Consider the following 26,861-nt stretch of genomic DNA (forward strand, 5'->3'; position numbering starts at 1 on the left):
GATGGAAATCGCCTTGCGCGCTGCATTGCTCGACTGGTTGCGTGGCGCACCCGCGCCCATCGCCGGACTCAACCTGGTCGACGAGCAGGAAACCGGCCGCGCCAATATGCCCTGGCTGGCGCTGGTCGCCAGCGCCAGCGCCGACTGGAGTGCCAAGGACCGGCACGGCCGCGAGGTCCGGGTCGCCTTCGAACTCAACCATCGCGGCGACCAGGTGGCGGCGCTGGCCGATACCGTCGCCGCGATCGAGCAGCGCATCCTCGCGCTCCCCCCTGCGCAAGCCGGCTTCACCGTGATCACGACCCGCTTCCTGCGCGCCCGCAGCGAGCGGCGGGCGAACAATGTCCGCGCCACGCTGGTGGAGTTCGCCTTCCGGTGTCTCGCATCCGGCTGACGTCCTTCCCGACTACCGCACCGCCCAACCTCTTCAGGTCACCCCGGCCCCGAGCCGGGGTCCCGCTTTTCTTCGCGCCACGCGCTCCGTCTCAAGGAGAGCGGGACCCCGGATCAAGTCCGGGGTGACGGAAACTTTTGGCTCAACATATCGGAGAACCCCCCATGACCGCCCAGAAAGGCTCCGCATTCCTGCTCAAGATTTCCGACGGTGCCCAACCGCCCGCCTATGACACTGTTGCCGGCCTGCGCACCACGCAGCTGTCGATCAACGGCGATTCCGTGGTCGTCACACACAAGGACAGCGGCGGCTGGCGCGAGCTGCTCTCCGGCGCCGGCACCCGCTCGGTCAGCGTCAGCGCGGCGGGAATCTTTCTCGGCAGCACCGCCGAAGCGCGGGTGCAGGCCCATGCGCTGGCGGGAACCATCGACGACTACGAGTTGTCGTTCGAGGACGGCGCGAAGCTGCGCGGGCGGTTCCTGGTCCAGCGGCTCGACTATGCCGGCGATTTCAACGGCGAGCGCAATTACACCATGCAGCTGGAGAGTTCCGGCGCGGTGGTGCCGCAATGAACAGCCTCCACGCTCAAGCAGCCGAAGGCGGTAGCGCAAACAAGATGCGAGACGAAGCCGGGCTGTCGATAAGCGGCAAACACCATGTCCTGCGTCCGACCTTCGCCGCGCTGATCGCCGCCGAGGACGAGATCGGCCCGCTGTTCGCACTGGTCGACCGGGCCGGAGCAGGGCAATTGCGTCTGTCGGAGATCACCGCGCTGTTCTGGCATTGCCTGGTCAACCGCGACGGCCTGACCCGCGAGGAGGTCGGAGAGGCCATTGCCACCCAAGGTCTTGCCGCCTGTGCCGCGCCCTTGCGCGCGCTGCTCGGGGCGATCCTGAAAGGGAGCGGGTGACATTTGCCGAGGCGGTCCCCCGCCTTTTCGCCATCGCCGCCCAGCGGCTCGGCTGGACGCCCGAGACCTTCTGGCATGCCACCCCGGCCGACCTGCTGCTGGCACTCGGACCGACCGATACCGTTTCCGCCCCGCTGACCCGCAGCGATCTCGCCCGCATGATGGAGGATGACGCCCATGGATGACACCATCGACCGACTGCTGATCGACGTGCGCGCCAGCACGCAGGGTTTCAGCGAGGATATCGCGCAGATGCGCAGCCAGTTCGACGGCACGCTGCTCGACGGTTTCGCCAGGGCCGGCGACGTGCTGGAACGCGGGTTGCTGAGCGCGATCCGCAAGGGCTCGCTCGGCTTCGAAGACTTGCAGCGCCTCGCCGGGCGGGTGCTCGACCAGATCGCGGCGCAGGCGCTGCAATTGGGGCTCGACCGGATTTTCGGCGGTGCAGGGGGCGAGGGGGGACTCGGTAGCCTGTTCGGCGGGCTGCTCGGCACCGTCTTCGGCCTGCCCGGGCGCGCCACCGGCGGGCCTGTCGCGCCCGGACGCGGCTATCTCGTCGGCGAGCGCGGCCCCGAGTTGTTCGTGCCGACCAGTGCGGGCCGGGTCGAACCGTCAATGCAAGGCAGCGGTGGCCGCACCGTCAATGTCGCCATCCGCCTCGCCGCCCCGCGCGGCACCGACGCCCCCCGCGCCATGCAGCGCTCCAGCCGCCAGCTGGCGAGCGCTGTTCACCGAAGCCTGCTGCAAACCTAGCCTTCGTCGTCATCCCCGGCCCACGAGCCGGGGTCCCGCTGCACTTGAGCCTTGCCGCACAGCCCGAAGAACAGCGGGACCCCGGGTCGAGCCCGGAGTGACGGTTGCAGGGTGGCACATTGGCCGAAACGGAGAACCCCATGAGCTTCTGGCTGGCCCGCACCCGCAACGGGCAATTCCACGACTATATCCAGCGCTTCGATCCGTGCTTCTGGACCGTCAACTTTCCGCGACCGATGATGGCGAGCGTGGTGACGACCGGTCCGGATTCCCTGCGGGCCGAGTGCGAATTCCACCATGCGGGCGAGTTGGCCGGACTGATCTGGGACAGCGTCGACAGCCTCGACCATCCGCTCTGCGCCTATGTCACCGATCGCAATTACGAACACACCGTGCTGCGGTTTCGCTGGCGCTCGTCCGGTCTTGTCCCGCTCGATGCGGCGAATGGCCCGACGCTGACGATCGAAGGTTTCGACACATTGGACCAGCCGCGCAGCTGGTATGTGCGGCTGTGGAACTACGCCGAGGGCACGCCCGAGGATGCGCAGATCACCTTGCCGTTCTCGGTGCTCGAAAGCGGCTTCACCCTGCCGGGCGAGCCGGTCGCGGTGACGCGGATCGAGCGGATGTTCATTTCGCTGGTCCCGCCCGGCTATGCCCCGGGCAGCACCGCCCGCCTGCCGGCGCGCGCCAATGGCTGGGTCGAACTGAGCGGGATCGCCTGCGAGGGCGAGCGGGCCATGCTGGAGATCGGCGATGTCCTGCTGCCCCCGCATGGCGAGCAGATCGCCACCGCCTATGACGACAGCTTCAACCAGACCCCGGCCCGGCTGCTGCGGCAGGCGCGCGCGCTCGGCTATCGCGGGCGGGTGCTGCATTACCTGGGGATGAGTCACTTCTTCCGGCTGGAAGACGGCGGCGGCGAACTGGTGGCGAGCCCGGCTGGCACACTCTGCACGCCGGCCGAGGCGTGGCACGCCGCCTTCTTGGCTTCCGCCGAAGCGATGGGCTACGCAGTGATCGCGTCGCTTTCCTACGAGCTCTTCGCTGCCCATTGCCCAGAGCACTGGCAGCAGCGCGCCCACGATGGCACGCCGGCGCGCACCGGGTGGGAGCCGCCTTCGGCACTGCTCTCGCCCGCCCAACCGCAAGCGATGGCGTGGTTGCAGGCAGTCGCAGCACGCTTTGTCGCCTTGCAGGAAGCAGCGGGCTTGCCAGCTTTGTTCCAGATCGGCGAACCGTGGTGGTGGGTCATCCCTGCCAGCCGGGCGCCGTGCCTCTATGATGACGCTGCGCTGACCGTGCTGGGTGGATCAGCGCCAGCCATAACCGATCTGCGCGAAGCCATGACGGCATCGCAGCTCGACCTGCTCGATGCGGCGGGAGCCTTGCTTGCCCAATCGACCGCTGCCTTGACGCAGGCGGTCCGTGATGCGGCGAGTGGCCCGGCCGAAGTGCTGCTACTGGCCTTCACGCCGACAATCCTCGACCCGGAAATGCCGGAATTGAAGCGCGCCAACCTGCCGCTCGGCTGGGCGCATCCGGCCTTCGACCGGCTCCAGCTGGAGGACTACGACTGGCTGACATCGGGTGCGCAGGCGCTCAGGCGGGCAGCCTATGCCGAGGTCGATAGCCGGCTCGGCTATCCGCGCGAGCGGCAGGATTACCTCTCGGGCTTCGTGCTGCTGGCCGAGGATGCCGACGCGCGCTGGCCGCTGATCGATGCCGGGCTCGACGAGGCGGCAGCGCGCGGCGTGACCCAACGGTTCGTCTGGGCCCAGCCGCAGATCGCCCGCGATGGCTACACCCGCCTCGCCGCCCATCAGGAGACCGACGTGCAAGCTTTCGACGATGTGCTCTATCCGCTGGCACTGGGACGGGACACCGGGGTGAGCCCCGAATTCTCGACCACTGTCGCAGTGACCGCCTCCGGACATGAACGGCGCAATTCCCTGTGGTCCGATGCCCGGCTTCACTTCGACGTGGGGCCGGGGGTCCGCTCCGAGCATGAGCTCGGGACGCTGATCGCCTTCTTCCGTGCCCGGCGCGGGGCCGCGCGCGGGTTCCGCCTGGGCGATCCGTTCGATTTCAGTTCCAACGGGATGACCGGCACCCCGACCATGTCCGACCAGGCCATCGGGCGTGGCGACGGGCTGACCGCCGAATTCGCGCTGGTGAAGCGTTACGGCGCGGGCGACGAGGCCCAGCTTCGCCCGATCACCCGGCCGCGCGCCGGCTCGATCCTGGTGGCTGTCAATGACGAGCCCGCTTCCGATTGGACCCTCGCCGAGGGTGGTAAGGTCGTGTTCGAAACCGCTCCACCACAGGGCGCATGGGTGACCGCGGGCTTCCTGTTCGACGTTCCGGTCCGTTTTGCGGAGGACCGGCTCGACATCAGCGCCGCAACCTTTGCGGCGGGTGAGGCACCCTCCGTGCCGCTGATCGAAATCCGCGAGGCCGTATGACGCGGGTATTCTTTGCTTCCGAACTCGAAGGCGTCGCGACCTGGTGGCGGATCGAGCGCCGCGACGGCATCACCCTCGGCTTCACCAGCCATGACCGCGATATGATGTTCGATGGCGTGCTGCACCGCGCCGCGCCGGGCGTGCTGCCAAGCGCGATCCGCAAGACCTCGGCCCTCGATGGCGACAGCGCCGAGATGCAGGGGCCGCTGTCGCATGACAGCATTGCCGCCAGCGATCTCGCGCAGGGGCGGTTCGACGGGGCGCGGGTTCGGATCGGCGCGGTCGATTGGGAGACGCTCGAGCGGATCCAGCTTTACGCCGGGTCGATCGGCACGGTCAGCGAGGAAGCGGGCGGTTTCAGCGCCGACTTGCTGTCCGCCAAGGAGCAACTGGCCGCCGATCCGGTCCCCCGCACCAGCCCGACCTGCCGCGCCAGCTTCTGTGGGCCGGGCTGCACGCTGTCGGCAGCGCGCTTCACCAGCGAGGCGGCGGTCAGCGCGGTCGATCAGGACCGCAATGCCGTGACTTTCGCCGGGATAGATCCGCAGCTTCACACCTTCGGATCCATCCGCTGGCTCGACGGGCCACAGATCGGGCTGACGATGGAAGTCGTGGCGGTCGAGGGTGATGAGCTGCTGCTCGATACCCCGCTCGATAGCGGCACTGTCCCGGGGATGCGGGCCATCCTGCGCCAAGGCTGCGACCACACGCTTGCCACATGCCATGCGCGCTTCGCCAATGCCGCCAACTTCCGGGGCGAGCCATTCCTGCCGGGCAATGACCTGCTCGCCCGCTATCCGAGCGCGCAATGAGCGAGGTCGGCGAGTGCATGGCAGCACATGCTCGAACTCTGATCGGCTCCCGCTTCCGCCTGCACGGACGCGACCCGGCGACAGGGCTCGATTGCGTCGGGGTGGTGGCGGCCTGCCTGAAGGCCGCTGGCCGACCGATCCGCGTGCCCCCCGTGTATGGTCTGCGAAACACGGACATCGCCCCGCTGCTGGGACTGAGCGAGCGCGCGGATGCGAAGAGCGGGGCGCTGCCCTGCCAGAGCGGCGACATCCTGCTGGTGTGGCCCGGCCCGGCCCAGCATCACTTGCTGCTGGCTGCAGGCCCGCACAGCTTCATCCACGCCCATGCCACGCTCAGGCGCGTGGTCGAGACACCTTTCCCCGCGCCATGGCCGATCGAGCGCCATTGGCGGCTGACCTGAATGAGGAAGCATCATGGCAACCCTGGTCCTTTCTGCTGTCGGCACGCTGGTCGGCGGCCCCATTGGCGGCGCGGTCGGCGCGCTGATCGGGCGGCAGGTCGATGCGAAGATCGTCGGCAGCCCGACCCGCGAAGGTCCGCGCCTGACCGAGCTCGCCGTCTCGACCTCCAGCTACGGCCAGCCGGTCCCGCAGATCCATGGCACCATGCGCGTGGGCGGTTCGATCATCTGGGCGACCGACCTCAGCGAAAGCCGCAGCACCAGCAGCGGCAAGGGTCAGACCAAAACTACCACCTACAGCTACACGACTTCCTTTGCGGTCGCGCTTTCCAGCAGGCCGATCAAGCGTGTCGGGCGCATCTGGGCCGACGGCAATTTGCTGCGCGGCGCGGCGGGCGACCTCAAGGTGGCTGGCTCGCTCCGCGTCCACAGCGGGCACGGCGACCAGCCGCTCGACCCTTTGATAGCGTCGGCGGAAAGCGGCGCCTGCCCGGCCTTTCGCGGTTGTGCCTATGCCGTGTTCGAAGACCTCGACCTGACAGACTTCGGCAATCGCATCCCGGCACTGTCGTTCGAGGTGAGTGCGGACGATGGAGAGGTAACGCTGCCTGCGCTGCTGGCAATGAACGCCAACGCAGCGCGGGGGCTCGCCGGTCTGGGGGGTTTCGCCCTCGATGGCGGCGCGCTGGCAAGCAACCTCGGGATTATCGATACTGTTTACCCGCTCGCATGCGAGGCGAGCGATGCCCAGCTGCGTTTCTCCGATCCCGAAAGCGCGACCGCTGCAGTTGCTCTCCCACAGGCGATCGCGGCGTGGGATGAGGACGACTTCGGTGGCCCATCCGGCGTGCGTGCGGCGCGCCGGACGCAATCCGATGAAGCCCCGCGAGCCTTGCGCTATTACGATCCGGTACGCGACTACCAGCCCGGAATCCAGCGCGCGGTCGGTCCGACCCCGACTTCGGGCCAGCCCGTGATCGAGTTTCCCGGCGTCCTCGCTGCGGAAAATGCCAAGACCCTGACCGAGAGCGCCAGCCAGAGGGCCAGATGGAGCCGCGAACGCATGGCCTGGCGCATGGCCGAGCTCGATCCCGCAATCCAGCCTGGCACCCTGGTCGCTGTTCCTGGCAGGCCGGGAGAATGGCTGGTGACGGCGTGGGAATGGCGGGAAAGGGGCATCGAGCTCGAACTGTTGCGCCGTCGACCCGTCGCTGCCCGGGTGGGAGGCGAAGCAAGCGGGTCGGCCAACCTTCCACCCGACATTGCGTACGCCCCCACGCTGCTCGATTATTTCGAGCTGCCGTGGGACGGCAGCGGAAACCCGGTGCAGCGGCAAGCATGGGCGGCAGTCGCGACGAGCGGGGCAGCCCGTGGCGCCACGCTCTTCACGACCGATGGCGGAACGCTCGAACCTGTTGTTGCAGTGCCACGGGCCGACGCCCTCGTCGGCGAACTGGCCGCCCCTCTCGGCCCTTCTCCGGCTCTCATGCTCGAGCGGCACTCGTCAGCGGAGGTGATTTTCTCCAGCTCCGAACCCGATTTCGCGAACAAAAGTGCCGAAGCGCTGGCAAGCGGGGCCAATCGCTTGCTGGTCGGCGACGAAGTTGTCCAGTTCGCTTCCGCAACACCCATGGAACCCAGCCGCTGGCGACTAAAGGGCCTCTTGCGCGGACGGGGCGGCAGCGAGGCGGCGGCCCGACTAGGCCATCCGCCGGGCACGCGAGTTGTGGTGCTGGATGATCGGCTGGCGGCAATTCCGCTCGGCCCAGCCTTGCCGGTGCCGCCAACGAGGCTGGCCGCCATCGGGCTGGGAGACATCGAGCCAGCCTACGCGACCTTGCGCAACCCGTTGGCCAGCGTCACGCCGCTTTGTCCCGTCCATCCCGCTGCTGCAGAAACGCACGACGGCGGCCGGTGCTGGCGCTGGATCCGGCGCAGCCGCGGACAATGGATCTGGCCTGAGAGCGTCGAGGTCCCGCTGGTCGAGCAATCCGAAAGCTGGCTGGTCGGCGTCGGTGCGGTCGATAGCCCGGTTCGCAGCTGGCAGTTGGGCGAGCCCACCATGACACTCGATGCGGCTGCGTATGCCGGTCTGCTGCACGTCGCGGGCGGCCTGCCGATGTGGGTCCGCCAGCGCGGCAGCGTGGCCCTTTCCCGGGCGCTGCTGCTCGAACACTTGCCACCTTCCACCTGATGCAACGACAGGATTCCGCGATGACAGATCCCCTTTCCTACCAATCCGATTCCGCGCGGCATAATCTGCCGCTGTTGTTTGCAGCGCAGGTCCAGAAGGAAATCGTCCTCAACGAAGCGCTCATGCGGATCGACAGCCTGCTACACCTGTCAGTCGAGGATCGTCTGGCCGCCCCCCCTGTTGCGCCCGAGGAAGGCCAGTGCTGGCTGGTCGCTGCCGGGGCTGGCGGAACGTGGGCGGGCCACGAGGACCAGATCGCCGCGTTCAGTGGCGCAGACTGGCTCTTTTCGGCACCGCGCGAAGGGATGCGCTGTTGGTTGCAATCGACAGGACAATGGCTCAGGTTCGGTGCAGGATGGGTCGCACCGGAGAAGCCGGTGCTGGCGAGTGGCGGGGCAACCGTGGACGCCGAATCCCGCACTGCAATCGAGGCGCTGATCAACGCATTGACAGAGGCCGGGATTTTCTCGACATGAGCCCGGAACCAGAGTTCTACTTGACCGTTTGGCTGGGTATCGGAGTGTAAATTGGGGCGAGAAATCGCACCAGTTGCTGGGAATGCGGCATTCTTGCAACAGATTGACGTGTTTGTCAGCTTGCCACTGCTCTGGGGAAAAGTTAGATGGGAGTCTCTTGGTGGCTCCAATTCGCTAAAAGGGGAATACTATAATGAGGAAACTCGTCATCGGAATGGCGATGGCCTCCACGGCCCTTGCATCGCCGGCGCTCGCTCGTGACGATGCTTGGTATGTCGAGGTCGACGGCGGCGTCATGATCGTCCAGGATCTGGAATTCGACATCAATGGCGCGGCTGACGATCTGACTTTCGACGCTGAGGAAGGCTACGACTTCGGCGGTATCGTCGGTTACGACTTCGGTCCGTTCCGTCTCGAAGCAGAAGCCAGCTATCGCGAAGCGGACATCGACAATGTGACCGTCGGCCTCGGCGGCTTCCCGAATGGTACTGCCGGAACCTTGGCCCGCTCCGGTGACTATGCGGCTCGTGGTTCCGCCAGCGCGCTGAGCTTCATGGTCAACGGCTTGTTCGACTTCGGTCCGGATGACGGCCTGCAGGGCTTTGTGGGTGGTGGTGTCGGCGTTGCCCGCACTGCAATCGATGCCCGTATCACCGAATCGGGTGCCCCCGGCCTCGACGATTCGGACAGCGGCTTCGCCTGGCAGATCCTCGGCGGTGTTCGCGCTCCGCTGAACGATCGCTGGGACGTTGGTCTGAAGTATCGCCTGTTCAACGCCAGCGGCGTCGGGCTGGTCGACCGTGCCGGCCGCGATCTGGACACCAAGTTCCGTTCGCATTCGATCCTCGGCACCCTCACCTATAACTTCGGTGAGCCGCCTGCGCCGCCGGTTGAGGTTGTCACTCCTCCGCCGCCGCCGGTTGTCGTGACGCCGCCGCCGCCGCGCCCGGTCACGCCGCCGCCGCCGCCGCCGTGCAACACCGGTCCGTACATCGTCTTCTTCGAGTGGGACAAGTCGGACATCACTCCGGAAGCTGCGAACATCCTGAACAACGCGGTGGCAGCATACGCCAACTGCGGTACCGCGTCGGTGATGCTCGCCGGTCACGCTGACCGTTCGGGTTCGGCCACGTACAACGTCGGCCTGTCGGAGCGTCGCAACGCCGAGGTCCGCAAGTACCTCGCCGGTCGCGGCATTCCCGATGCGCGGATCTCGACGGAAGCCTTCGGCGAAACCAGGAACCGTGTCCCGACCGCCGACGGCGTGCGCGAACTGCAGAACCGCCGCGTGGAGATCTCTTACGGTCCGGGTTCGGGCATGTAAGTTCGCTCCTGGCGACAGAAAATCGAAAGGGGCCGGAGCAATCCGGCCCCTTTTTCGTTATGGTGTTGGAACACACCACAACCGGAAAGTCGCCGACATGAAAGCCCCGCTCGCACTCTTAGCTTCAGCCACGCTCCTTGCTGGTTGCCAATCAGTTGGAGAACTTCCGACCGAGCAGCTTGGCAGCGCAAACTTCACATTATCCAATGGCGTTCCTGCCGGTACCGCACGGTTGCTCGGCAGTGGCGACACCGTCTCGCTGGCGATCGCCGTTGCCGGACTGACGCCAGGGGCGCATGGCTTCCACCTTCACACCACCGGAGACTGCACGCGCCCCGAGTTCACTTCGGCAGGGGGACACCTCAACCCTTACGGCAAGGGTCACGGGATCATGGACAGCGACGGCGCACATATGGGCGACTTGCCCAATTTGACGGTGTCCGCACAAGGCACGGCGACGGCCACTTTCGACCTTCGTGGCAATCGTGCCGAGCTACTGTCGGCCCTGTTTGATAGCGATGGCACTGCCATCGTCATTCACGCCGATCCGGACGATGGCACCAGCGAACCGGCCGGCAACGCCGGCAAACGCGTCGCCTGCGCGGTTCTCAAGCAGAGCTAGATCGAAATTTCCGAGGCGGCCCGAGGAACGTTCAGCCCGCGACCGCCTCGCCCGATCGTTCGATCAGCGTGGCCTCGGCCGCCGGAACCGAGCGGTAGGCATAGACCAGCAAGGCGACCGCCACCGGCACGACCGCCAGCAGGGAGAGTATCCCTGTCCGCAGGTCGCCCACCAGCTTGCCGTTCACAACCGTGCCGGTCAGGTCCGAGATCTGACCGACCATATAGGGTCCGAAACACAATCCGACGAGCGTGGTCCCCAGGAAGAAGGATGCCGTCGCCGTCCCGCGCATGCGCGGCAATACGAGATCCTGTGTCGTCGCTGCGGCGGCCCCCAGCGCGGCCGCGCCGAACATGCCGGCGACGAAATTCATCACATAAAACAGCGTTGCATTCTCGGTGGAATAGCCGATCCAGATCGGGATCACCGGTGCGACAACGCCGAACAGGATGACCAGCACCCGGCCTGCCGGGTTGCGCGCACGCCACGCGTCGGCCAGCCGCCCGCCGAGGATAACGCCGACGAATCCGCTGACTGCGCCATTCGCCCCCAGCACGAATGCGAGTTCCTTCTTCGGCAGACCTAGCACGACTTCAGCGTAGGGCGCCGACCAGAACGCCAGCGCATAGGCGGTCAAAGCGACCATGCCATAGCCGAGCGTGGTGCAGATGAATGCCGGCGTGCCCCAGATCAGGCGGAAAGTCGGTGCGTCCTTTTCGCGCAGGACACAGGCCCAGGAGAACACTGCATAATATCCCAAAGCGACTGCCGACCACTGCGGAAGATTGCCCGTCAACTGGATCATGATCCAGGCAAAGGCCGAGAGCAGGGCCGCAACCAGCACATTGATCGCAAATGCTGCCGGGCCGCGCTTCCACGCGCCGATCAAGGTGAAGGGGGGCACGATAGTGGAAAGATCGGCCAGAAAATCGGCGAAGGGGCGAGCCGAGCCATGGCTCGCAACCCCGTCCATCGCTCCGCGCGCCGGTTCACGCAGGGTGGCCACCCACAAGGCAACCAACAGGCCCGGGACACCGACGGCAAGGAAGGCCGCCTGCCAGCCGACCAGCCCCAGCGGTCCGCCGCCAGGATAGGCCACATTCCATGATTCGACGATGGCAGCGCCTATGAACAGGGATATGCCACCGCCGATGTAGAGGCCGGAGGAATAGATCGCGATCGCGGTGGCCCGCTGCCGCTTGGGGAAATAATCCGAAATAAGCGAATAGGCGGTCGGGCTGGCCGTCGCTTCGCCGATGCCGACCCCCATGCGAGCAAAGGTCAGGGTAATCTGGTCGCGGGCGAAGCCCGAAAGAGCCGTCATGGTCGACCACAGCGCGAGGCCGATGCTGAGCAGCCTCACCCGGTTCCAATTGTCGGCCAACCTGCCGAGCGGGATGCCGAACAGCGCATAGAACACCGCAAACGCCGCACCGCCCAGGAAGCCCATGTCGCTGTCGGTGAGCTGCAGATCGCGTTTGATATCGACCGCAAGGATCGAGATGATCTGGCGATCAACGAAGTTGAGGATATAGACCACCACCAGAACGCCGAGCACATACCAGCTATAGCTGGAAGCCTGCTTTTCAGGTTCGGGCGTCACCGGCTGTTGCGCCGGATCGCTTACGTCGCTCAAACTCTCTCTCCCCAAGGTACACTCAGACTGGCGGCGCGCCCGCCGGATATTCCAGGCCGTCGACCAGACCGGCCTCGGCAAATCCCTTACGCCGCAATCGGCAACTGTCACAAGCACCGCAAGGCTTTCCGCCGGGCAGCGGGTCATAGCATGACCAGCTCCACGCCGGATCGAGAGCCAAACGCGCCGCTTCTTTGGCGATGTCGGCCTTGCTCAGATGCTGCAGCGGGGCATGGATGCGGAACGGAGCTCCCTCTTCCACGCCTGCCTTGGTCGCAAGGTTGGCGGTGGCGGCGAAGCTCTCGATGAATTCGGGGCGACAATCGGGATAACCGGAATAGTCGAGCGCATTCACGCCGATGAATATATCGCGTGCGCCCGAAGCCTCCGCAAAGGCCGTGGTCAGCGACAGGAATACCAGGTTGCGAGCCGGGACGTAGGTGACGGGAATATCGCCGCCGACTCCGCCCTTCGGCACCTCTATATCGTCGGTAAGCGCCGAACCGCCCAGCGCGCGCAGGTCAGCCTTGATCTCGACATGGCGCTCTGCCCCGAGTTTCTTCGCGATCATGCGCGCGGATTGCAATTCGATGCTGTGACGCTGGCCATAATCGATCGTCAGCGCATGCAAGGCGTAGCCCTGCTCGCGCGCAATCCCTGCGGTAACCATGGAGTCGAGGCCGCCCGACAGGAGGATCGCGGCGGCCTTGCGTGTCGCTGAACTCATGCCAGATGGGCTAGCGCAAGAGTACGACAGTCCCAAGCGCAATCTGCTTCACACGATCAGGGACAAGCCCGCATCCGGCGACCCTCGGCAGTAAAGGAGAACGGCCGGCCACCCTGTATCCCTTGGGATTCGAGCTGCACCAGTACGTTGCTCTCGCGCCGGATATTGGTCCGCCCATAGCCGTCGCCAGGGCAGGTGTACTGGACCGTGACTTCGGTTTCGCCATCTTCGACGACGAAGCGGTTGCACCCCGCTTGGCGATGGCGCAACTGGATGAGGTCACGCCCGTTGCGCACACAGATACGCTGCACCGGCGTGCTGTCGCGGTAGCGAATTTCCCATTCGCCACTCTGCAACTTGTCGAGCATGGCCAGCGACGGCGCCTGGGCCACCGTGGGAACTGCCAGAAAAATCAAACCAAGTCCCAGTGCGATGGCCCACGATCGCATCCGGGCGTAAGAACGCATTACCATTCCTGTCCCTCCTTCAGCGTCCATGTGTGGTTTTGCGGACAGATACATCGTTAAGCGCGGTCTGAATAGGATCAGAGCGCAATCGCGAACTGCCGGGAGCAGAACGCGCAATCGACAAGGATATTTCCGCTTTCGTCGCGCATCTCGGCCCGCTCGTCCTCGGGAAAGCGGCTGAGGACGTTTTCGTAGTGTTCCGCTGAACAACGGCATCCTCGCGTCAACATCGCGCCGCGTTCAATCCTCACCTCATCTTCTTCGTGGAACAGCCGCCAGACAAGGGTTTCCATGGTCAGCGCTTCATCGAGCAGTTCTTCGTAGCGAATACTCCCGGCCATCACTGCGACATGTTCCCACTCGGGGTGCTCCATGCGGACATGCAGGCGCTCGCGGCCTTCCTCGCCATCAGGCAAGTGCTGGACCAACAGGCCGGCTGCTTCGCAGCCATCAGCGCCGGACTTCACCGCTACGCGTATCAGTGTCGGTACCTGTTCGGACTGGGCGAAATAGGTTTCGCAAGCCTGCGCCAGGCTATCGCCTTCCAAGGGCACGACGCCCTGGTAACGCCCCTCGCCGGTCTGCATGTCGAAAGTGACGGCCAGATAGCCTTCGCCGAACAAGGCGGAAAGCGATGGATTGGCTCCGACACTCGCGAGCCGCTCCCGGTCGAAATCGACATAGCCGCGCACCGCGCCAGCCTTGAAGTCGCACACCAGCAGGTTGACGATCCCGCCCTTGGTCTGGGCCTGCATCGTCATCTGGCCATCGCCATCCTTGATCAGGCTACCAATGAGCGTTGCCACCACCAGCGCTTCGGCGAGCAGGTGGGTAATCGCAGGCGGGTAGTCATGCGCACCCAGAATCTCGCGCAGCACGGGGCCAAGACGGACGACCCGGCCGCGGGTATTACGGCCAGGGATGGTAAAGGTCAGCAGGCGATCCTCATGGGTCTCGCCATCATCGATCAGATAGTCGCTCATCGGCGGCAATATGGGCGATGGTTGCCGTGAAAGTAAGGGGTCGCCCCGTTCAGAGCTTGTCGAAGCACCACAGCAGGACGGACTTCTGCGCGTGGATGCGGTTCTCGGCCTCGTCGAACACGACCGATTGCGGGCCTACGATGACGCTCTCGGTCACTTCTTCGCCAACATGCGCGGGCAGGCAGTGGAGAAAGATCGCATCGGGCTTGGCCAGCGCCATCAACGCATCGTTGACCTGGAACGGTGCCATCGCCGCCAGCTTGTCCGCCGCATGCTCCTGCCCCATCGAGACCCAGGTGTCGGTCACAATCACATCGGCGCCGCGTGCCGCTTCGGCGGCGTCCTGCGACAGCGTGATGGATGCCCCGCCGGCGCGTGCCAGATCGACGAAGCGCTGTTCCGGCTCGTAACCTTGCGGTGTGCCGACGCGGACGTTGAACTTCATCAGCCCCGCAGCCTCGAGGATCGAGTGCAGCACATTGTTCCCATCACCCAGCCAGGCGAGCTCCAGCCCGGGCAAAGCCTTGCGCTGCTCGATCACGGTCAGCAGGTCGGCGACGATCTGGCACGGATGCGAAGCATCCGTCAGGCCATTGATGACCGGCACGGTGGCGTGGCGGGCCATTTCCTCGATCTTGGCGTGGTCGTCGGTGCGGATCATGATCGCATCGACCATGCGGCTGAGTACGCGCGCGGTATCGGCGATGCTCTCGCCGCGCCCGAGCTGCATCGAGCCGGCTTCCATCACCATCGCGCTGCCGCCAAGCTGGCGGATCGCAATGTCGAAGCTGGCGCGGGTGCGGGTGCTGCTCTTCTCGAAAATCATCGCCAACACGCGATCCTTGAGCGGTGCGTCGGCATCGGCCTTGCCCTTGGGCCAGCCCAGACGCGCCGCCTTGCGGTCGATCGCATCGTTGATCATTGCCGCAATCGCGTCGCCGCCTGCATCAGACAGGTCGAGGAAGTGGCGAATCGTCATTACGCGGCCTCAGGCTCGAAGCTCGCCGCTCCGGCGGAAAGCTTGTCGAAGAACTCCTCGATTTCCGCGTCACCGATCACCAGCGGCGGCAGGATGCGCAGCGTGTTGTCGCCGGCAGCCACGGTCAACAGTTGGTGGTTGTCGCGCAGGTGAACGAAGAAGGGGCGGCTTTCGACCTTCATTTTGAGGCCGAGCATCAGCCCCTTGCCGCGGACCAGTTCGAACAGGTCGGGATAGTTGCCGATGAACTGTTCCAGCCGGGCGCGGATCCGCTCGCCCTTTTCGGTAACTTCGGCGAGAAACTCGTCGTTCGCCACTGCATCCATCACTGCATTGCCAGCCGCCATGGCCAGCGGATTGCCGCCGTAGGTCGAGCCATGCGTCCCGAACACCATGCCGCGCGCTGCCTTCTCGGTGGCGAGGCAGGCACCGAGCGGGAAACCGCCGCCGATACCCTTGGCGGTGGCCAGAATGTCCGGCTCGATGCCATAATGCTCATAGGCATACATCGCGCCGGTGCGGGCGACGCCGCACTGCACTTCGTCGAGCACCAGCATCAGGTCATGCTCGTCGCAGATCGCGCGCAGCCCCTGCATGAATTCGTCCGAAGCGGGCCGGATACCGCCTTCGCCCTGGATCGGCTCGACCAGGAAGCCAGCCGTCTTGGGGCCGACCATCTTCCTCGCCATCTCGAGATTGTCGAATTCGCAGTATTGGAAGCCTTCAAGCAGGGGCAGGAAGCCCTTGTGCATCTTCTCCTGGCTGGAGGCGCTGATGGTCGCCATCGTCCGGCCGTGGAAGGCGTTGTGGAAGGTGATCAGTTCGGTCCGGTCCGGATTGCCGCCTTCGCTCTGGTGATAGGCGCGCGCGGTCTTGATCGCGCATTCGACGGCCTCTGCCCCGGAATTGGTGAAGAACACCGTATCGGCAAAGGTCTTGTCGACCAGCCGCTGCGCCAGTTCCTCTCCCTGAGGGCTGCCGTAGAGGTTGGAGACATGCATCAGCGTCGCCGCCTGGCGCTGGATTGCGCCGATCAGCCCTTCATGGCTGTGGCCGAGCAGATTGACCGCGATGCCGCTGGCGAAATCAAGATAGCGCGTGCCGTCTTCGTCGATCAGGTGGCAGTGCTCGCCCTTGACGGGGCGGACGCCGCAACGGGGATAGACGGGCATCAGGGCGGGAATGGTCATCGCAGGGTTTCCTCGGAGGCAATTCGGTTCGTCAAACGAGAAATGGCGACCCCACTGGAGCCGCCATTTCCGTGTTCTTTATGCGCCTTGGCCGGGCCGGTCAAACCTGCCTTGCCTTGGTCGGGGTCATTCGCTCACGGGAACGAGATTGACCGCCGAATGCTTGCCTCGTCGATCGACCTCGAGGTCGAATTCGTAGCGCTCGCCTTCGTTGAGTTCGCGCAGGCCCGAGCGTTCCACTGCACTGATGTGCACGAAAGCGTCGGGCTGGCCGTCATCGCGCACAAGGAAGCCGAAGCCCTTCATCGAGTTGAAGAACTTGACTGTGCCGGTGGCCTTTTCGCCGGTCAGTTCGCGCCGCGGTGCCGCAGGCTCGCGCGCTGCAACCGCGATCACGTCACCAACGACCTGCAGGTCCTGCGCCGAAACTTTCCCGCCGCGATCGACGAGGTTGTATTCGAGTTCCTGACCCTCGGCCAAACCTTCGAGGCCCGCGCGTTCGACCGCGCTGATGTGAACGAAAACGTCCTCACCGCCACCATCCTGCTGGATGAAGCCGAAACCCTTCTGGCTGTTGAAGAACTTTACCGTGCCCTTGCCGGTGCCGACCACCTGCGGGGGCATGCGGTCGAAGCCGCCACCGCCTCCACGCGGGCCACCGCCGCCGCCGCGCGGGCCGCCACCGAAGCCGCCGCGACCACCGCCGCCGCCACTCCGGTCGCCGCCGCCGAAGCCGCCCCGGTCGCGATCGCCGCCACCGAAGCCACCGCGATCGCCGCCGCCGAATCCACCGCCAAAGCGATCGGGCGGAGGTCCGCCAAAGTCGCCGCCGCCACCAAAGGGATCAAAACCCTCTTCGCCGAAACCGTCCCGCTTGTCGCGTCCGCGACCGCGACGCCCTCTGTCGTAACCCATAGTCCAGTCAGTACCTTACCACGCGCGCCCACATATTCGCACGAACAGGAGGCCGGACGGCAAGGCGCCCCTGTCCATCAGAATGCGAGCCGCCAGGGTCGATTGTCCCGGAAGTCCCACCCTCATTCCTTCACACCATAGCCGACAAAGCGACGCTATGCGAATGATTTAACATCGCAGGTTCTATCGCATGAGATTGTGACAATGTGACAACTTGCGCTGCGGGCTGAGCTTGGGCATCAAATGGCGCGAAAATACGCCAGAAAGGCCCGCAATGACCGACTTCCGCCGCCTCTCCGAGACCATGTTCGCCAGCCCGCAGATCACCCCTGCCGATGTGGCGGCAGCAAAGGAGTTGGGAATAACTCTGATCGTCAACAACCGCCCGGATGGCGAATCGGGTGATCAACCTGCGGGCGCGGAGATCGAGGCGGCCGCCCGCGAGGCGGGCATTGCCTATGTTACCATCCCGGTGACCGCTGCCGGTTTCAGCCAGCCCCAGGTCGAAGCCATGCGAGAGGCGCTGGCTGCGAACGATGGGCCGGTGCTGGGCTTCTGCCGCTCGGGCACCCGCTCCACGCTGCTGTGGTCGCTGGCGCAGGCGAGCATGGGCGCGGAACCGGACGAGGTTGCCACCGCCGCGGCAGAGGCAGGCTACGACGTCAGCCCGGTGCGCCCGGCCATGGAAATGCTGGCCACGCAGTCGCGAGAGTAGCCGTTATTGGCGATAGTCGAGCGGCGGGTCGCGATCGCCCAGCAGCGACTTGTATTCGTAGTCCTCGCCCCTCGCCGCGTCGAACTCCTCCCTCGCTGCCTCGCGCAGTTCGGGATTGGTGAAGAGCTCGACCGCCATCAGCGTCATCGCCTTCGCGGCCACCAGCGCACCCTTGGCGCCGATCGAATTGCCGCTCGCGGCGACCGCCTGCCAGCTATGCGAGCTGGTGCCCGGGACCCAGGTCGCGGTGCGCACGCCGACGGTGGGCGTGGCCCATGACACATCGCCGACATCGGTCGAGCCATAGCCGAGCGATTTGTCATAGGGCTGGATCTCCGCCGCCGATTCGATCGGACGGGCCGCATCGCCCAGCGTCTTGCTGATTTCCTCGGCCCAGGCGCGTTCCTCTGGCGTGTATTCCACCCCGCCGACCTGGCGCAGCTTCGCGTCCATCACCCGTGCCAGAGTCTCGTTGACCAGCAACGGGTTGTTGCCGTGGATGATTTCCCACTCGACTTGCGTTTCCGTCCCCATCGCTGCGCCCTTGGCCGCCAGCTCGAGCCGGTCCCACAGCGCCAGCACTTCCTCGGCATTCGAGTGGCGGACGTAATAGAACACTTCGGCGAAATCAGGCACGACATTCGGGGCGGAGCCGCCCTCGGTAATGACGTAATGGATGCGGCTGTCCATGCCGGTGTGTTCGCGCATCATGTTGACCATCATGTTCATCGCCTCGACCCCGTCGAGTGCGCTGCGCCCGCGTTCGGGTGCACCGGCTGCATGTGACGAAATTCCTTTGAAGCGGAACTTGGCCGAGCGGTTGGCGAGGCTGGTGCGCGCGGCCGCACTGTTGCGATCGTCCGCGTGCCAGTGGATCGCAATATCGACATCGTCGAACAGGCCCTCGCGGGTCATGTAGACCTTGCCCGAGCCGCCTTCCTCTGCCGGGGTGCCGTAGAGCCGGATCCGGCCCGGCGTGCCGGTCTGCTCAAGCCATTTCTTGGTCGCAATGGCCGCAGTCAGCGAACCGGCCGCAAACAGATTGTGGCCGCAGGCATGCCCGGCGAGCTTCTCCGCCACCACGTCTCGTGTCGCTGAAGTCGACTGGCTGATGCCCGGCAGCGCGTCATATTCGGCGAGGATGGCGATGATCGGGCCGCCGGTCCCCCATTCAGCGATGAAGGCGGTGGGAATGCCCGCGACCCCTTCCTCGATGGCGAAGCCCTCGCCGCGCAATTCGTCCTTGAGCAGGTTGCTCGAGCGCAGCTCGAGATAGCCAACTTCGGCGAAGTCCCAGATCTGCTTGGCGACGCGCTCGGTCCGCTCGGCTTCGGCCTCGACCGTCGCGATGGGATCCACCTCCTGCGCAGCAAGCGGGGCAGCCAGCAAGGCCAGAGCAGGGGCAAGCAAAAGGGTTCTCATCGAGTTCTCTCCTTGGGTCCTTCCTTGCCGCCTCTGCTCACCGATGGGAAGCCACCGCTCGACAGATTTCGCGCAGCGTGGCAATCGCGCCACCCATGGATCCGCTGCTGTTTCTCGGCTCGCTTGCCGCCATTCTCGCGCTGGCGGGCGTTGCTCGCTGGTTGGGGCTGGGGCGCGCACCCAGGCTCGCAAACGAAGCCGAAGCGAGAGCGGCGGCCAACGAAGCAGTGGACGGATTCGAACCGGTGCGCATCGCCCTGGATCGCGAGGGAGCGGGCGCCATTATGGAAGCCCCCGACGGGCGCCTTCTGCTGCTCAAACCGCATGGCAATTTCTTTGCTGCAAGGACGGGTGCGCGGATCTGGACCGTTGTGCAAAACGGGCAACGCCTGACTATCGACAGCGGAGAACGACGTTTCGGTAAGGTTTCGCTGCTGCTCGACGAGCCCGCCTATTGGGTCGCCGCGATCGAGCGGCTAAAGGCAGGCGGCAATGCCTGATTTCTCTCCCACCGAATATGCAGTCCCGGGCTTCGTCGCGCTGGTGCTGATCGAGATGCTGTGGGCGTGGAAGAAGCGGCCCGAGGCATACGAGCCGAAGGACACGCTGGTCAGCCTTGCTTTCGGCCTCGGCAGCACGGTGGCGGGCGCGCTGCTCGGCGGACTTGCCTTGTGGATATTCCTGCAGGCCTACGAATCCCGCCTGTTCGACATCGGCTGGCAATGGTGGGCATGGGCGCTGTGCTTCGTGCTCGACGACCTGGCCTATTATTGGGTCCACCGCGCCGGGCACCGCATCCGCTGGTTCTGGGCCAGTCACGTGAACCACCACTCCAGCCAGCACTACAACCTCTCGACCGCGCTAAGGCAAAGCTGGACCGGCGCCTTCACGCTCGGCTTCGTCTTCACCCTTCCGCTGGTGCTGCTCGGTTTCCCGGTGGCGATGATCCTGGTCTGCAAGGGTTTCAACCTGATCTACCAGTTCTGGATCCATACCGAGGCGATCCGCCGGATGCCGCGCTGGTTCGAGGCGGTGATGAACACCCCGAGCCACCACCGTGTCCACCACGCCACCAACCCTCGCTATCTCGACCGCAACTATGCCGGCGTGTTCATCGTGTGGGACAAGATGTTCGGCACCTTCGAGCCGGAGGTCGATGACGAACCGATCCGCTATGGCATCGTCAGGCAACTCGGCAGTTTCAACCTGCTATGGGCGGTGTTCCACGAATGGATCGGGATCGCACAGGACTTGTGGCGCGCACCATGGGGGAGCAAGCTGGGCTACCTGCTGCGCGAACCCGGCTGGACCCATGACGGCAGCCGCGACACGTCCGATACCATCCGCGCGCGGTGGCTGGCGCGACAGGGTACCCAAGCGGATACCGCCCAAAAGCCGATTGAACGGGCGGGCGAGGCTGCGTAACACTCCCTCCACAAGGGAGAGCTCGATGAACCAATACGATTACATCGTCATTGGCGGCGGCAGCGCGGGCAGCGCCGTCGCCGGGCGACTGGCGGTGGATGGCAAGCGGCAGGTCTGCCTGCTCGAAGCCGGTGGGCGCAACGACAACATGCTGGTCAAGACGCCCGGCTTCATGCCGTTCCTGCTCAAGAACACCAATTACCGTTATGAAACCGTGCCGCAGAAGGGGCTTAACGGCCGGATCGGCTACCAGCCGCGCGGCAAGGGGCTGGGCGGGTCGAGCGCGATCAACGCCATGGTCTATATCCGCGGCAACCGCTGGGACTACGACAACTGGGCGGCAATGGGCTGTGACGGCTGGTCCTATGACGATGTGCTGCCATGGTTCATCAAGGCCGAGGCCAATGTCCGCGGGGCCGACCGGTACCACGGCGAAGGCGGGCCGCTGTTCGTCTCCGACCAGACCGCTGCCAACCCTACCAGCCATGCCTTCGTCGAAGCGGCGGCTCAGCTGCAACTGCCGCGCAATGGCGACTTCAACGGCGAGAAACAGGAAGGCTTCGGCCTGTACCAGGTGACCCAGCGCAAGGGCGAACGCTGGTCCGCCGCCCGCGCCTATGTCGAGCCGCTACGGGGCACGCCCAACCTCGATATCCGCACCAGGACACTGGTCGAGCGGTTGATCATCGACAGCGGCAAGGTCACCGGCGTTGCGATCCGTACCGGCGGCTTCGGGGGCAAGCGCGAGATCCTGACCGCGCGCAAGGGCGTGATCCTGTCGGCCGGTGCATTCAATTCGCCGCAGATCCTGATGCTGTCGGGCATCGGCCCGGCCGAACACCTCAAATCGCATGGTATCGCCGTGAAGCTCGACAAGCCGGCGGTCGGCAGCGAGCTGCAGGATCATATCGACTATGTCTCGGGCTGGGAGACTGAGAGCAAGGTGCCGATCGGCGACTCGCTCGAAGGCACCGCTCGCATGGCCAAGGCGATCATCGAGCATCGCCGCAAACGGACCGGGATCATGACCACGCCCTATGCCGAGGCGGGCGGCTTCTGGAAGGTCATGGCGGATAGCCCCGCGCCCGATGTCCAGTGGCACTTCGTCCCGGCCGTGCTGGAGGATCATGGCCGCGAGAAGGTGAAGGGCCATGGCTTCTCGCTTCACGCCTGCGTGCTGCGACCGGAAAGCCGCGGGACGGTGCGGCTGGCCTCGCCGGACCCCGCAGCCCCGCCGCTGATCGATCCGAACTTCCTCGACGACGAGCGCGACATCGCCGTCATGCGCGAAGGCGTGCGGCTGTCGCACCGGATCGTCGACGGCCCGGCGCTGCGCGAGTACGAGCCGACCGATCGCCATCCGGTCGACCTCGACGACGATGCGCAGCTCGACGAGCTGATCCGCAACCGGGCCGACACGGTCTATCACCCGGTCGGCACCTGCCGGATGGGCGCGGACGAGGATGCGGTGGTCGATACGAAGCTCAAGGCGCGCGGCGTCGAGGGGCTGTGGATCGCTGACGCCTCGATCATGCCCAAGATCGTCAGCGGCAACACCAATGCGCCTTCGATCATGATCGGCGAGCGCTGCGCCGATTTCCTTATCGCGGCGGAGAAGGGCTGATCGCCAATCGGGGCTGGCGCAACCGGCTGCTGGCGCTCAGGCGCGAGGCGCTGGTGGTCTGGCTGGCCGGGCGCGATTCGCGCACGCCATGGCTGTGCCGGCTCGTGGCGCTGGCGGTCGCGGCCTACGCGTTCAGTCCGATCGACCTGATCCCCGACTTCATTCCCGTCCTGGGCCTGCTCGACGATCTGTTGCTGGTGCCTGCGGGTGTGTGGCTGGCGCTGCAACTGGCGCCCGCAGTGCTGGTGGAAGAATGGCGCAGCCAGGCGGCGCGGCTGGCCGAAAAGCCCGTATCGAGGGCGGGCCTGGCGCTGGTCGTCGCCCTGTGGCTCGGACTCGCGCTGGGGGCATGGTGCAGCTTGAGCTGATACAACAAGGCCGAGGGCATCGCCCCCGGCCTCGTCAGTACTAACGCGCGGGGATCAGAATTCCTTGCGGGCAGTGAAGCCGATCGTCCGGGGTTGGCCGACGTTGTAGCCAAGACGGGCACGCCCGCCACGCTCGCGGTCGAAGCTCAGCTGGACGTTCTCATCGAGCAGGTTGTTGGCGTAGAGCGTGAAGCTGTAGCCGCTGTCGAACTCCAGCCCGACGCTGAGATTGACCAGCTGGTAGCTGTCGAGCAGCAGGTCGACCGTGGTCGAGGCATTCGCCGGAGCCCCGCCGAAGGGCAAGCCATGGACGAAGGTGCGCGGGTTGTTCTCCTGGTCGGCGGGCTGCGTATAGCGCGAGCCGACATGGGTCACCGAAGCGGCGATATAGGCCTGCGCGCTATCGCCCACCGGCCATTCATAGCTGCCGCTCGCCGCCAGCTGGAACTTCGGCACCGATGGCAGGCGGTTGCCTTCGCGGATACCCGTGGCTGCAGCCAGCGCACCCGGAAGGGTGGTATCGAACTCCGCCTCGATATAGCTGCCCGACAGGTTGAAGTTGAGGCCGTCGAGCGGGGAGTAGCCGAATTCCGCCTCGACCCCGGCGGTGTGCGCATCGGGCACGTTGAAGACGATGCGCGACGAGCAGCTACCGGCATCGAGCGTGACCTGGAGGTTGCTGATATCGTTGTAGAACCCGGCGGCATTGAAAGTGAAGCCGTTGCCCTGGGTCTTGATGCCGAGTTCGTAGTTCCACAGCTTCTCGTCGTCATAGTCCTGGAAGCCGCCGAACAGCGCCAGGTCCTGTGCGTTGCACAGCGGTGTGTTGAGCGGATCGTTGACGCCGCCGAGCCGGAAGCCCTGCGAAGCCTGCGCATTGACGGTGACATTGGGGCTGACTTCGTAGCTGAGCAGCAGTCGCGGGGTGAAGCCGCTTGAGGCCGTTTCATCCACCACCCCGGAATCGCCATTGGCGAACAGGCCGCCGGTGGTGATGATGCGGGTTTCGTCGAAGTCGTAATAGCGACCACCCGCCGTCAGCGTCAGCGCATCGGTCAGCTCGTAACTGGCTTCGCCAAAGACAGCGAACTGCTTGATGTCGTAGGGCAAATCCGAATTGAACGGCGAGTCTGCCGGAAAGCCATTGGCCACTGCCGCCGATGTCCCGGCACCGAGCACCGCATCGGTGAACGCGTCGTATCCGGGCGTCGGCAGGCGCTGGGCATAGACCCGGTCGACTTCCGAATAGAATGCGCCGACCAACCACTGCAGCGGACCGGTGCTGTTCGACGACAACCGCAATTCCTGCGTCAGCGTCTCGAGCTTGGTCGTGTCACGCAGATTGGAAGGCAGCAGTACGGCAATATCGGGATATCCCAGATCGACGGAGACCGAACCGGTCAGGGCGCTGGCATCGCGGCTGACCAGGATATCGCGGTTGATGTAGGAGCTGACCGATGTCAGCGTGACCGGGCCGAGATCGGCCTCGGCGGTGATATCGAACAGCAGCGTTTCGTCCTCGAATGCTTCGCGCAGACGCAGATGCTGCTCGCGCTCGCCCAATTGGACCGGCGGCCGGGTGGTGGTGTCGGGATTGGCGTAGAGGTTCCAGATTTCCTGGCGGTTGAAGCCGTCGGCCTTGACCTTCTGGTACACCAGCCGCGGCGTCAGGGTGAAACCGGTGCCGCTGTCGATGGTGAAGGCGATGCGTCCGCCGTAGCGCTCGCCGTCGTTGACGTTCTCGCCGCCCGCCGGGCCCTGGGCGTCGATGAAGCCGGCATATTTGGTGTAGTATCCGACCACGCGCGCCGCGATGATATCGGTAACCGGGAAGTTGAAAGCGCCTTTGAGGTGGCCGCCCCAGTCATCTTCATCGACGGCGTTGAAATTGGCCTCGAAGGTGCCTTCGGTCACGCCGATGGTCGGCTGGTTGGTGATGTAGCGGATGGTGCCGCCGACCGAGCCCGAGCCGAACAGCGTGCCTTGCGGGCCGCGCAGGGTCTCCACACGGTTGAGGTCGAACAGGTCGAGATCAGGGGTGAAGAGAGAGAGCGAGATCACGCTTTCGTCGAGATAGACCCCGACCTGTTCCTTCACGCCCGGCTGGTCGCGCACGACCTGGCCGGCGGAGACGCCGCGGACCGAAACCTGGCTCTGCCCCGGCCCCAGGTTCTGCACGGACAGACCCGCGACATTGCGCGAAAGGTCTTCCAGCGTGACGGCACCCGATTTTTGGATGTCTTCGGCGGTCTGGGCGTTGATCGAGAACGGCACGTCCTGGATGGTCGAATCGCGCTTGGTCGCGGTTACGACGATCACATTGCCGCTGCCCCCTTCGGCAGCAGGCTCCTCGGCCTCCTGCGCATAGGCGGGGGCGGCGACGAACGTCAGCGCGCAACCGGCCAGCAAGGCGTGGCGGATGCGCAGCGAAGAACGGGTGGTTGCAAGGCTCATCGTTTGTCTCCTGCATGGACGGGTCTTCTGCCCGATGATGCAGGACTGCATACGAATGTAATCGATGGCAATGGCGCGCCGATGACCGATGTCGGAATGGAGGGAAAGTGTGACAGGCGAGTCACATAGATCAAGACCGCAAAAAAGGGGCCGGAGCGCTTTGCTCCGGCCCGTTCAAGGCGTTGTTCGCAGGAGGAACATGGTTTGGCGGGGGCGTCTGGGAGAGGAGAGGGCGCCCCCGCCAATTCGGTCGGATCAGTTGTAGGCGCGCTCTCCGTGTTCGGAGATGTCTAGCCCGTTGACTTCGGTCTCTTCGTCGACCCGCAGACCCACGGTCAGTTTGACGAGGTAACCGGCGATGAGGGTGCCGATGCCGGCCCAGGCGATCGTGACGACCACGCTGAAGACCTGCACGCCGAGTTGCGCGCCGAGAGCGGTCGAACCGTCGCCAGGGCCGCCGAGGAACGGCTGGTACACCACTGCAGTGCCGATGGCACCGACAATGCCGCCCACGCCGTGGATGCCGAAGGCGTCCAGCGAGTCGTCATAGCCGAACCTGGCCTTGGCCTTGGCCACCGCGAGGTAGCAGACTGCCGAAGCGACGATGCCGAGCAGGATCGCGCCGAACGGGCCGCTGTTGCCGGCTGCCGGCGTTACCGCGACGAGCCCGGCGATGACGCCCGAACAGAAGCCGAGAGCCGAACCCTTGTGACCGGCCATCCGCTCGATCACCATCCAGGTCAGCGCACCCGCAGCAGTCGCGACGAAGGTGTTGATCATGGCGAGACCGGCAGAACCGTCAGCCTCGAGCGCCGAGCCGGCGTTGAAGCCGAACCAGCCCACCCACAGCAGGCCAGTGCCGACCATGGTCATGGTCAGGCTGTGCGGCATCATCGGCTCGGCCGGGTAGCCGCGACGCTTGCCGAGCAGGTAGGCGAGCACCAGGCCGGAGATACCGGCATTGATGTGGACCACGGTACCCCCGGCGAAGTCGAGAGCGCCGTCTTCGAACAGCAGGCCGCCGCCCGCCCACACCATGTGCGCGATCGGGAAATAGACGATCGTCAGCCAGATCGGCACGAAGGCCATCACGGCGCTGAACTTCATGCGTTCTGCCGTCGCGCCGAGAATGAGCGCAGCGGTGATCGCAGCGAAGGTCATCTGGAAGCTGACGAAGACATACTTGCTGATGACTTCATCGGTGAAGGTCGCTGCCGTGCTGGAAGCGTCCATGCCCATGAGGAAGTAGCTGCCGCCGCTGACGAACAGGCCGAGCGTGCCCTCGTAAGTGGTATCGCCGAAGGCCAGCGAGTAGCCCCACATCACCCAAATCAGCATGGCGAGAGCCGCAGTGGCCCCGATCTGCGTCATGGTGCTGAGCATGTTCTTGCTGCGGGTCAGGCCGCCATAGAACAGCGCGAGGCCCGGCAGGATCATCAGCAGGACCAGGACCGTCGAGGTCATCATCCAGGCGTTGTTGCCTGGATTGGGAACGGCAGGGGCCGCTTCGGCGGCTGCCTGGGCGAAGGCAGCGGTGGTGGCGAGGCCGGTGAGGGCCCCCGAAATCGCAAGCGCGCCCGCGCTGCGAAGGAACGTGCGGATCAT

General features: G+C 65.3%; 26 protein-coding genes and 1 pseudogene. 17 read left to right on the forward strand and 10 right to left on the reverse strand.

The genetic code is table 11. The features are described from left to right. The first annotated feature begins 1 nt into the window (after nt 1). From LY632_RS01670 to LY632_RS01725, 12 genes are all read left to right on the forward strand, one after another. Nucleotides 2-394: a DUF3168 domain-containing protein gene (locus LY632_RS01670; protein ID WP_234092083.1), complete on the forward strand. Its 393-nt coding sequence runs from the start codon at nt 2-4 to the stop codon at nt 392-394. Between the two features lie 164 nt (nt 395-558). After that, nucleotides 559-966 (forward strand): phage major tail protein, TP901-1 family, encoded by a 408-nt coding sequence (locus LY632_RS01675; RefSeq protein ID WP_234092084.1) that lies wholly within the window; start codon nt 559-561, stop codon nt 964-966. Further along, entirely contained in the window at nt 963-1,304 is a 342-nt protein-coding gene (locus LY632_RS01680) for a gene transfer agent family protein (RefSeq protein ID WP_234092085.1), read from the forward strand. The genes LY632_RS01675 and LY632_RS01680 overlap by 4 nt, the downstream gene beginning before the upstream one ends. After that, the gene (locus tag LY632_RS01685; protein WP_234092086.1) at nt 1,301-1,489 is read left to right on the forward strand and encodes a phage tail assembly chaperone; all 189 of its coding nucleotides are present in this window, start codon (nt 1,301-1,303) and stop codon (nt 1,487-1,489) included. The genes LY632_RS01680 and LY632_RS01685 overlap by 4 nt, the downstream gene beginning before the upstream one ends. Beyond that, nucleotides 1,482-2,057 (forward strand): tail tape measure protein, encoded by a 576-nt coding sequence (locus LY632_RS01690; RefSeq protein WP_234092087.1) that lies wholly within the window; start codon nt 1,482-1,484, stop codon nt 2,055-2,057. Before LY632_RS01685 ends, LY632_RS01690 begins: the two co-directional genes overlap by 8 nt. Before the next feature lie 140 nt (nt 2,058-2,197). After that, nucleotides 2,198-4,522, forward strand: coding sequence for a DUF2460 domain-containing protein (locus LY632_RS01695; RefSeq protein ID WP_234092088.1), 2,325 nt, complete (start codon nt 2,198-2,200; stop codon nt 4,520-4,522). After that, nucleotides 4,519-5,334 (forward strand): DUF2163 domain-containing protein, encoded by an 816-nt coding sequence (locus LY632_RS01700; RefSeq protein ID WP_234092089.1) that lies wholly within the window; start codon nt 4,519-4,521, stop codon nt 5,332-5,334. Before LY632_RS01695 ends, LY632_RS01700 begins: the two co-directional genes overlap by 4 nt. Nucleotides 5,335-5,351: 17 nt before the next feature. Further along, the gene (locus tag LY632_RS01705; protein ID WP_234092090.1) at nt 5,352-5,735 is read left to right on the forward strand and encodes a peptidoglycan endopeptidase; all 384 of its coding nucleotides are present in this window, start codon (nt 5,352-5,354) and stop codon (nt 5,733-5,735) included. A gap of 13 nt (nt 5,736-5,748) precedes the next feature. Beyond that, a complete protein-coding gene (locus LY632_RS01710; protein WP_234092091.1) occupies nt 5,749-7,929 on the forward strand; it encodes a phage tail protein in 2,181 nt (726 codons plus the stop codon). A 20-nt stretch (nt 7,930-7,949) separates the two neighbouring features. Then, a complete protein-coding gene (locus tag LY632_RS01715; protein ID WP_234092092.1) occupies nt 7,950-8,405 on the forward strand; it encodes a DUF2793 domain-containing protein in 456 nt (151 codons plus the stop codon). 193 nt (nt 8,406-8,598) lie between these two features. Continuing rightward, nucleotides 8,599-9,729, forward strand: coding sequence for an OmpA family protein (locus tag LY632_RS01720; RefSeq protein ID WP_234092093.1), 1,131 nt, complete (start codon nt 8,599-8,601; stop codon nt 9,727-9,729). 97 nt (nt 9,730-9,826) lie between these two features. Next, nucleotides 9,827-10,351, forward strand: coding sequence for a superoxide dismutase family protein (locus LY632_RS01725; RefSeq protein WP_234092094.1), 525 nt, complete (start codon nt 9,827-9,829; stop codon nt 10,349-10,351). Between the two features lie 31 nt (nt 10,352-10,382). On the opposite strand, the gene LY632_RS01730 is transcribed toward LY632_RS01725, so the two are convergent. The 7 genes from LY632_RS01730 to LY632_RS14335 form a co-directional block, all read right to left on the reverse strand. After that, a complete protein-coding gene (locus tag LY632_RS01730; protein WP_234092095.1) occupies nt 10,383-11,987 on the reverse strand; it encodes an MFS transporter in 1,605 nt (534 codons plus the stop codon). A 22-nt stretch (nt 11,988-12,009) separates the two neighbouring features. Then, complete coding sequence (gene queC / locus LY632_RS01735; protein WP_234092096.1) at nt 12,010-12,714, reverse strand: 7-cyano-7-deazaguanine synthase QueC; 705 nt, start codon at nt 12,712-12,714, stop codon at nt 12,010-12,012. A gap of 56 nt (nt 12,715-12,770) precedes the next feature. After that, complete coding sequence (locus LY632_RS01740; protein ID WP_234092097.1) at nt 12,771-13,181, reverse strand: hypothetical protein; 411 nt, start codon at nt 13,179-13,181, stop codon at nt 12,771-12,773. A 77-nt stretch (nt 13,182-13,258) separates the two neighbouring features. Continuing rightward, nucleotides 13,259-14,164: an Hsp33 family molecular chaperone HslO gene (locus LY632_RS01745; RefSeq protein ID WP_234092098.1), complete on the reverse strand. Its 906-nt coding sequence runs from the start codon at nt 14,162-14,164 to the stop codon at nt 13,259-13,261. Nucleotides 14,165-14,213: 49 nt separating this feature from the next. After that, nucleotides 14,214-15,143, reverse strand: coding sequence for an ornithine carbamoyltransferase (gene argF / locus LY632_RS01750; protein ID WP_234092099.1), 930 nt, complete (start codon nt 15,141-15,143; stop codon nt 14,214-14,216). Beyond that, on the reverse strand, nt 15,143-16,333 hold the full coding sequence (locus LY632_RS01755) for an aspartate aminotransferase family protein (protein WP_234092100.1): 1,191 nt from the start codon (nt 16,331-16,333) through the stop codon (nt 15,143-15,145). Before LY632_RS01755 ends, argF begins: the two co-directional genes overlap by 1 nt. 126 nt (nt 16,334-16,459) lie before the next feature. Then, nucleotides 16,460-17,248 carry a cold-shock protein gene (locus LY632_RS14335; RefSeq protein ID WP_305040821.1) on the reverse strand — a complete coding sequence of 263 codons (789 nt, stop codon included), beginning with the start codon at nt 17,246-17,248 and terminating at the stop codon, nt 16,460-16,462. A gap of 274 nt (nt 17,249-17,522) precedes the next feature. On the opposite strand from LY632_RS14335, the gene LY632_RS01770 reads away from it, so the two are divergent. Further along, nucleotides 17,523-17,963 carry a TIGR01244 family sulfur transferase gene (locus LY632_RS01770; protein ID WP_234092101.1) on the forward strand — a complete coding sequence of 147 codons (441 nt, stop codon included), beginning with the start codon at nt 17,523-17,525 and terminating at the stop codon, nt 17,961-17,963. Between the two features lie 3 nt (nt 17,964-17,966). On the opposite strand, the gene LY632_RS01775 is transcribed toward LY632_RS01770, so the two are convergent. After that, nucleotides 17,967-19,385 carry an amidohydrolase gene (locus LY632_RS01775; RefSeq protein ID WP_234092102.1) on the reverse strand — a complete coding sequence of 473 codons (1,419 nt, stop codon included), beginning with the start codon at nt 19,383-19,385 and terminating at the stop codon, nt 17,967-17,969. A gap of 95 nt (nt 19,386-19,480) precedes the next feature. On the opposite strand from LY632_RS01775, the gene LY632_RS01780 reads away from it, so the two are divergent. The 4 genes and pseudogenes from LY632_RS01780 to LY632_RS14350 form a co-directional block, all read left to right on the forward strand. Further along, the gene (locus LY632_RS01780) at nt 19,481-19,885 is read left to right on the forward strand and encodes a hypothetical protein (protein WP_234092103.1); all 405 of its coding nucleotides are present in this window, start codon (nt 19,481-19,483) and stop codon (nt 19,883-19,885) included. Beyond that, nucleotides 19,878-20,810, forward strand: a complete 933-nt coding sequence (locus LY632_RS01785; RefSeq protein ID WP_234092104.1) for a sterol desaturase family protein — start codon at nt 19,878-19,880, stop codon at nt 20,808-20,810. Before LY632_RS01780 ends, LY632_RS01785 begins: the two co-directional genes overlap by 8 nt. Nucleotides 20,811-20,835: 25 nt before the next feature. Beyond that, nucleotides 20,836-22,434, forward strand: coding sequence for a GMC family oxidoreductase (locus LY632_RS01790; RefSeq protein ID WP_234092105.1), 1,599 nt, complete (start codon nt 20,836-20,838; stop codon nt 22,432-22,434). Between the two features lie 56 nt (nt 22,435-22,490). Further along, nucleotides 22,491-22,644, forward strand: a pseudogene (locus LY632_RS14350) (DUF1232 domain-containing protein); the annotation flags it as partial. A gap of 212 nt (nt 22,645-22,856) precedes the next feature. Here LY632_RS14350 and LY632_RS01800 read toward each other — a convergent pair. Next, nucleotides 22,857-25,256 (reverse strand): TonB-dependent receptor, encoded by a 2,400-nt coding sequence (locus LY632_RS01800; RefSeq protein ID WP_234092107.1) that lies wholly within the window; start codon nt 25,254-25,256, stop codon nt 22,857-22,859. Nucleotides 25,257-25,511: 255 nt separating this feature from the next. Further along, complete coding sequence (locus tag LY632_RS01805) at nt 25,512-26,861, reverse strand: ammonium transporter (RefSeq protein ID WP_234092108.1); 1,350 nt, start codon at nt 26,859-26,861, stop codon at nt 25,512-25,514.

The sequence above is a fragment of the Erythrobacter sp. SDW2 genome (assembly GCF_021431965.1).
GTDB lineage: Bacteria > Pseudomonadota > Alphaproteobacteria > Sphingomonadales > Sphingomonadaceae > Parerythrobacter.

Bases quoted from the DNA above. Each gene is read 5' to 3' on its own strand.
- LY632_RS01670 (WP_234092083.1), top strand. From the start codon at position 2: ATGGAAATCGCCTTGCGCGCTGCATTGCTCGACTGGTTGCGTGGCGCA.
- LY632_RS01675 (WP_234092084.1), top strand. From the start codon at position 559: ATGACCGCCCAGAAAGGCTCCGCATTCCTGCTCAAGATTTCCGACGGT.
- LY632_RS01680 (WP_234092085.1), top strand. From the start codon at position 963: ATGAACAGCCTCCACGCTCAAGCAGCCGAAGGCGGTAGCGCAAACAAG.
- LY632_RS01690 (WP_234092087.1), top strand. From the start codon at position 1,482: ATGGATGACACCATCGACCGACTGCTGATCGACGTGCGCGCCAGCACG.
- LY632_RS01695 (WP_234092088.1), top strand. From the start codon at position 2,198: ATGAGCTTCTGGCTGGCCCGCACCCGCAACGGGCAATTCCACGACTAT.
- LY632_RS01700 (WP_234092089.1), top strand. From the start codon at position 4,519: ATGACGCGGGTATTCTTTGCTTCCGAACTCGAAGGCGTCGCGACCTGG.
- LY632_RS01705 (WP_234092090.1), top strand. From the start codon at position 5,352: ATGGCAGCACATGCTCGAACTCTGATCGGCTCCCGCTTCCGCCTGCAC.
- LY632_RS01710 (WP_234092091.1), top strand. From the start codon at position 5,749: ATGGCAACCCTGGTCCTTTCTGCTGTCGGCACGCTGGTCGGCGGCCCC.
- LY632_RS01715 (WP_234092092.1), top strand. From the start codon at position 7,950: ATGACAGATCCCCTTTCCTACCAATCCGATTCCGCGCGGCATAATCTG.
- LY632_RS01720 (WP_234092093.1), top strand. From the start codon at position 8,599: ATGAGGAAACTCGTCATCGGAATGGCGATGGCCTCCACGGCCCTTGCA.
- LY632_RS01725 (WP_234092094.1), top strand. From the start codon at position 9,827: ATGAAAGCCCCGCTCGCACTCTTAGCTTCAGCCACGCTCCTTGCTGGT.
- queC (WP_234092096.1), bottom strand. From the start codon at position 12,714: ATGAGTTCAGCGACACGCAAGGCCGCCGCGATCCTCCTGTCGGGCGGC.
- LY632_RS01740 (WP_234092097.1), bottom strand. From the start codon at position 13,181: ATGCGTTCTTACGCCCGGATGCGATCGTGGGCCATCGCACTGGGACTT.
- LY632_RS01745 (WP_234092098.1), bottom strand. From the start codon at position 14,164: ATGAGCGACTATCTGATCGATGATGGCGAGACCCATGAGGATCGCCTG.
- argF (WP_234092099.1), bottom strand. From the start codon at position 15,143: ATGACGATTCGCCACTTCCTCGACCTGTCTGATGCAGGCGGCGACGCG.
- LY632_RS01755 (WP_234092100.1), bottom strand. From the start codon at position 16,333: ATGACCATTCCCGCCCTGATGCCCGTCTATCCCCGTTGCGGCGTCCGC.
- LY632_RS14335 (WP_305040821.1), bottom strand. From the start codon at position 17,248: ATGGGTTACGACAGAGGGCGTCGCGGTCGCGGACGCGACAAGCGGGAC.
- LY632_RS01770 (WP_234092101.1), top strand. From the start codon at position 17,523: ATGACCGACTTCCGCCGCCTCTCCGAGACCATGTTCGCCAGCCCGCAG.
- LY632_RS01775 (WP_234092102.1), bottom strand. From the start codon at position 19,385: ATGAGAACCCTTTTGCTTGCCCCTGCTCTGGCCTTGCTGGCTGCCCCG.
- LY632_RS01780 (WP_234092103.1), top strand. From the start codon at position 19,481: ATGGATCCGCTGCTGTTTCTCGGCTCGCTTGCCGCCATTCTCGCGCTG.
- LY632_RS01785 (WP_234092104.1), top strand. From the start codon at position 19,878: ATGCCTGATTTCTCTCCCACCGAATATGCAGTCCCGGGCTTCGTCGCG.
- LY632_RS01790 (WP_234092105.1), top strand. From the start codon at position 20,836: ATGAACCAATACGATTACATCGTCATTGGCGGCGGCAGCGCGGGCAGC.
- LY632_RS01800 (WP_234092107.1), bottom strand. From the start codon at position 25,256: ATGAGCCTTGCAACCACCCGTTCTTCGCTGCGCATCCGCCACGCCTTG.
- LY632_RS01805 (WP_234092108.1), bottom strand. From the start codon at position 26,861: ATGATCCGCACGTTCCTTCGCAGCGCGGGCGCGCTTGCGATTTCGGGG.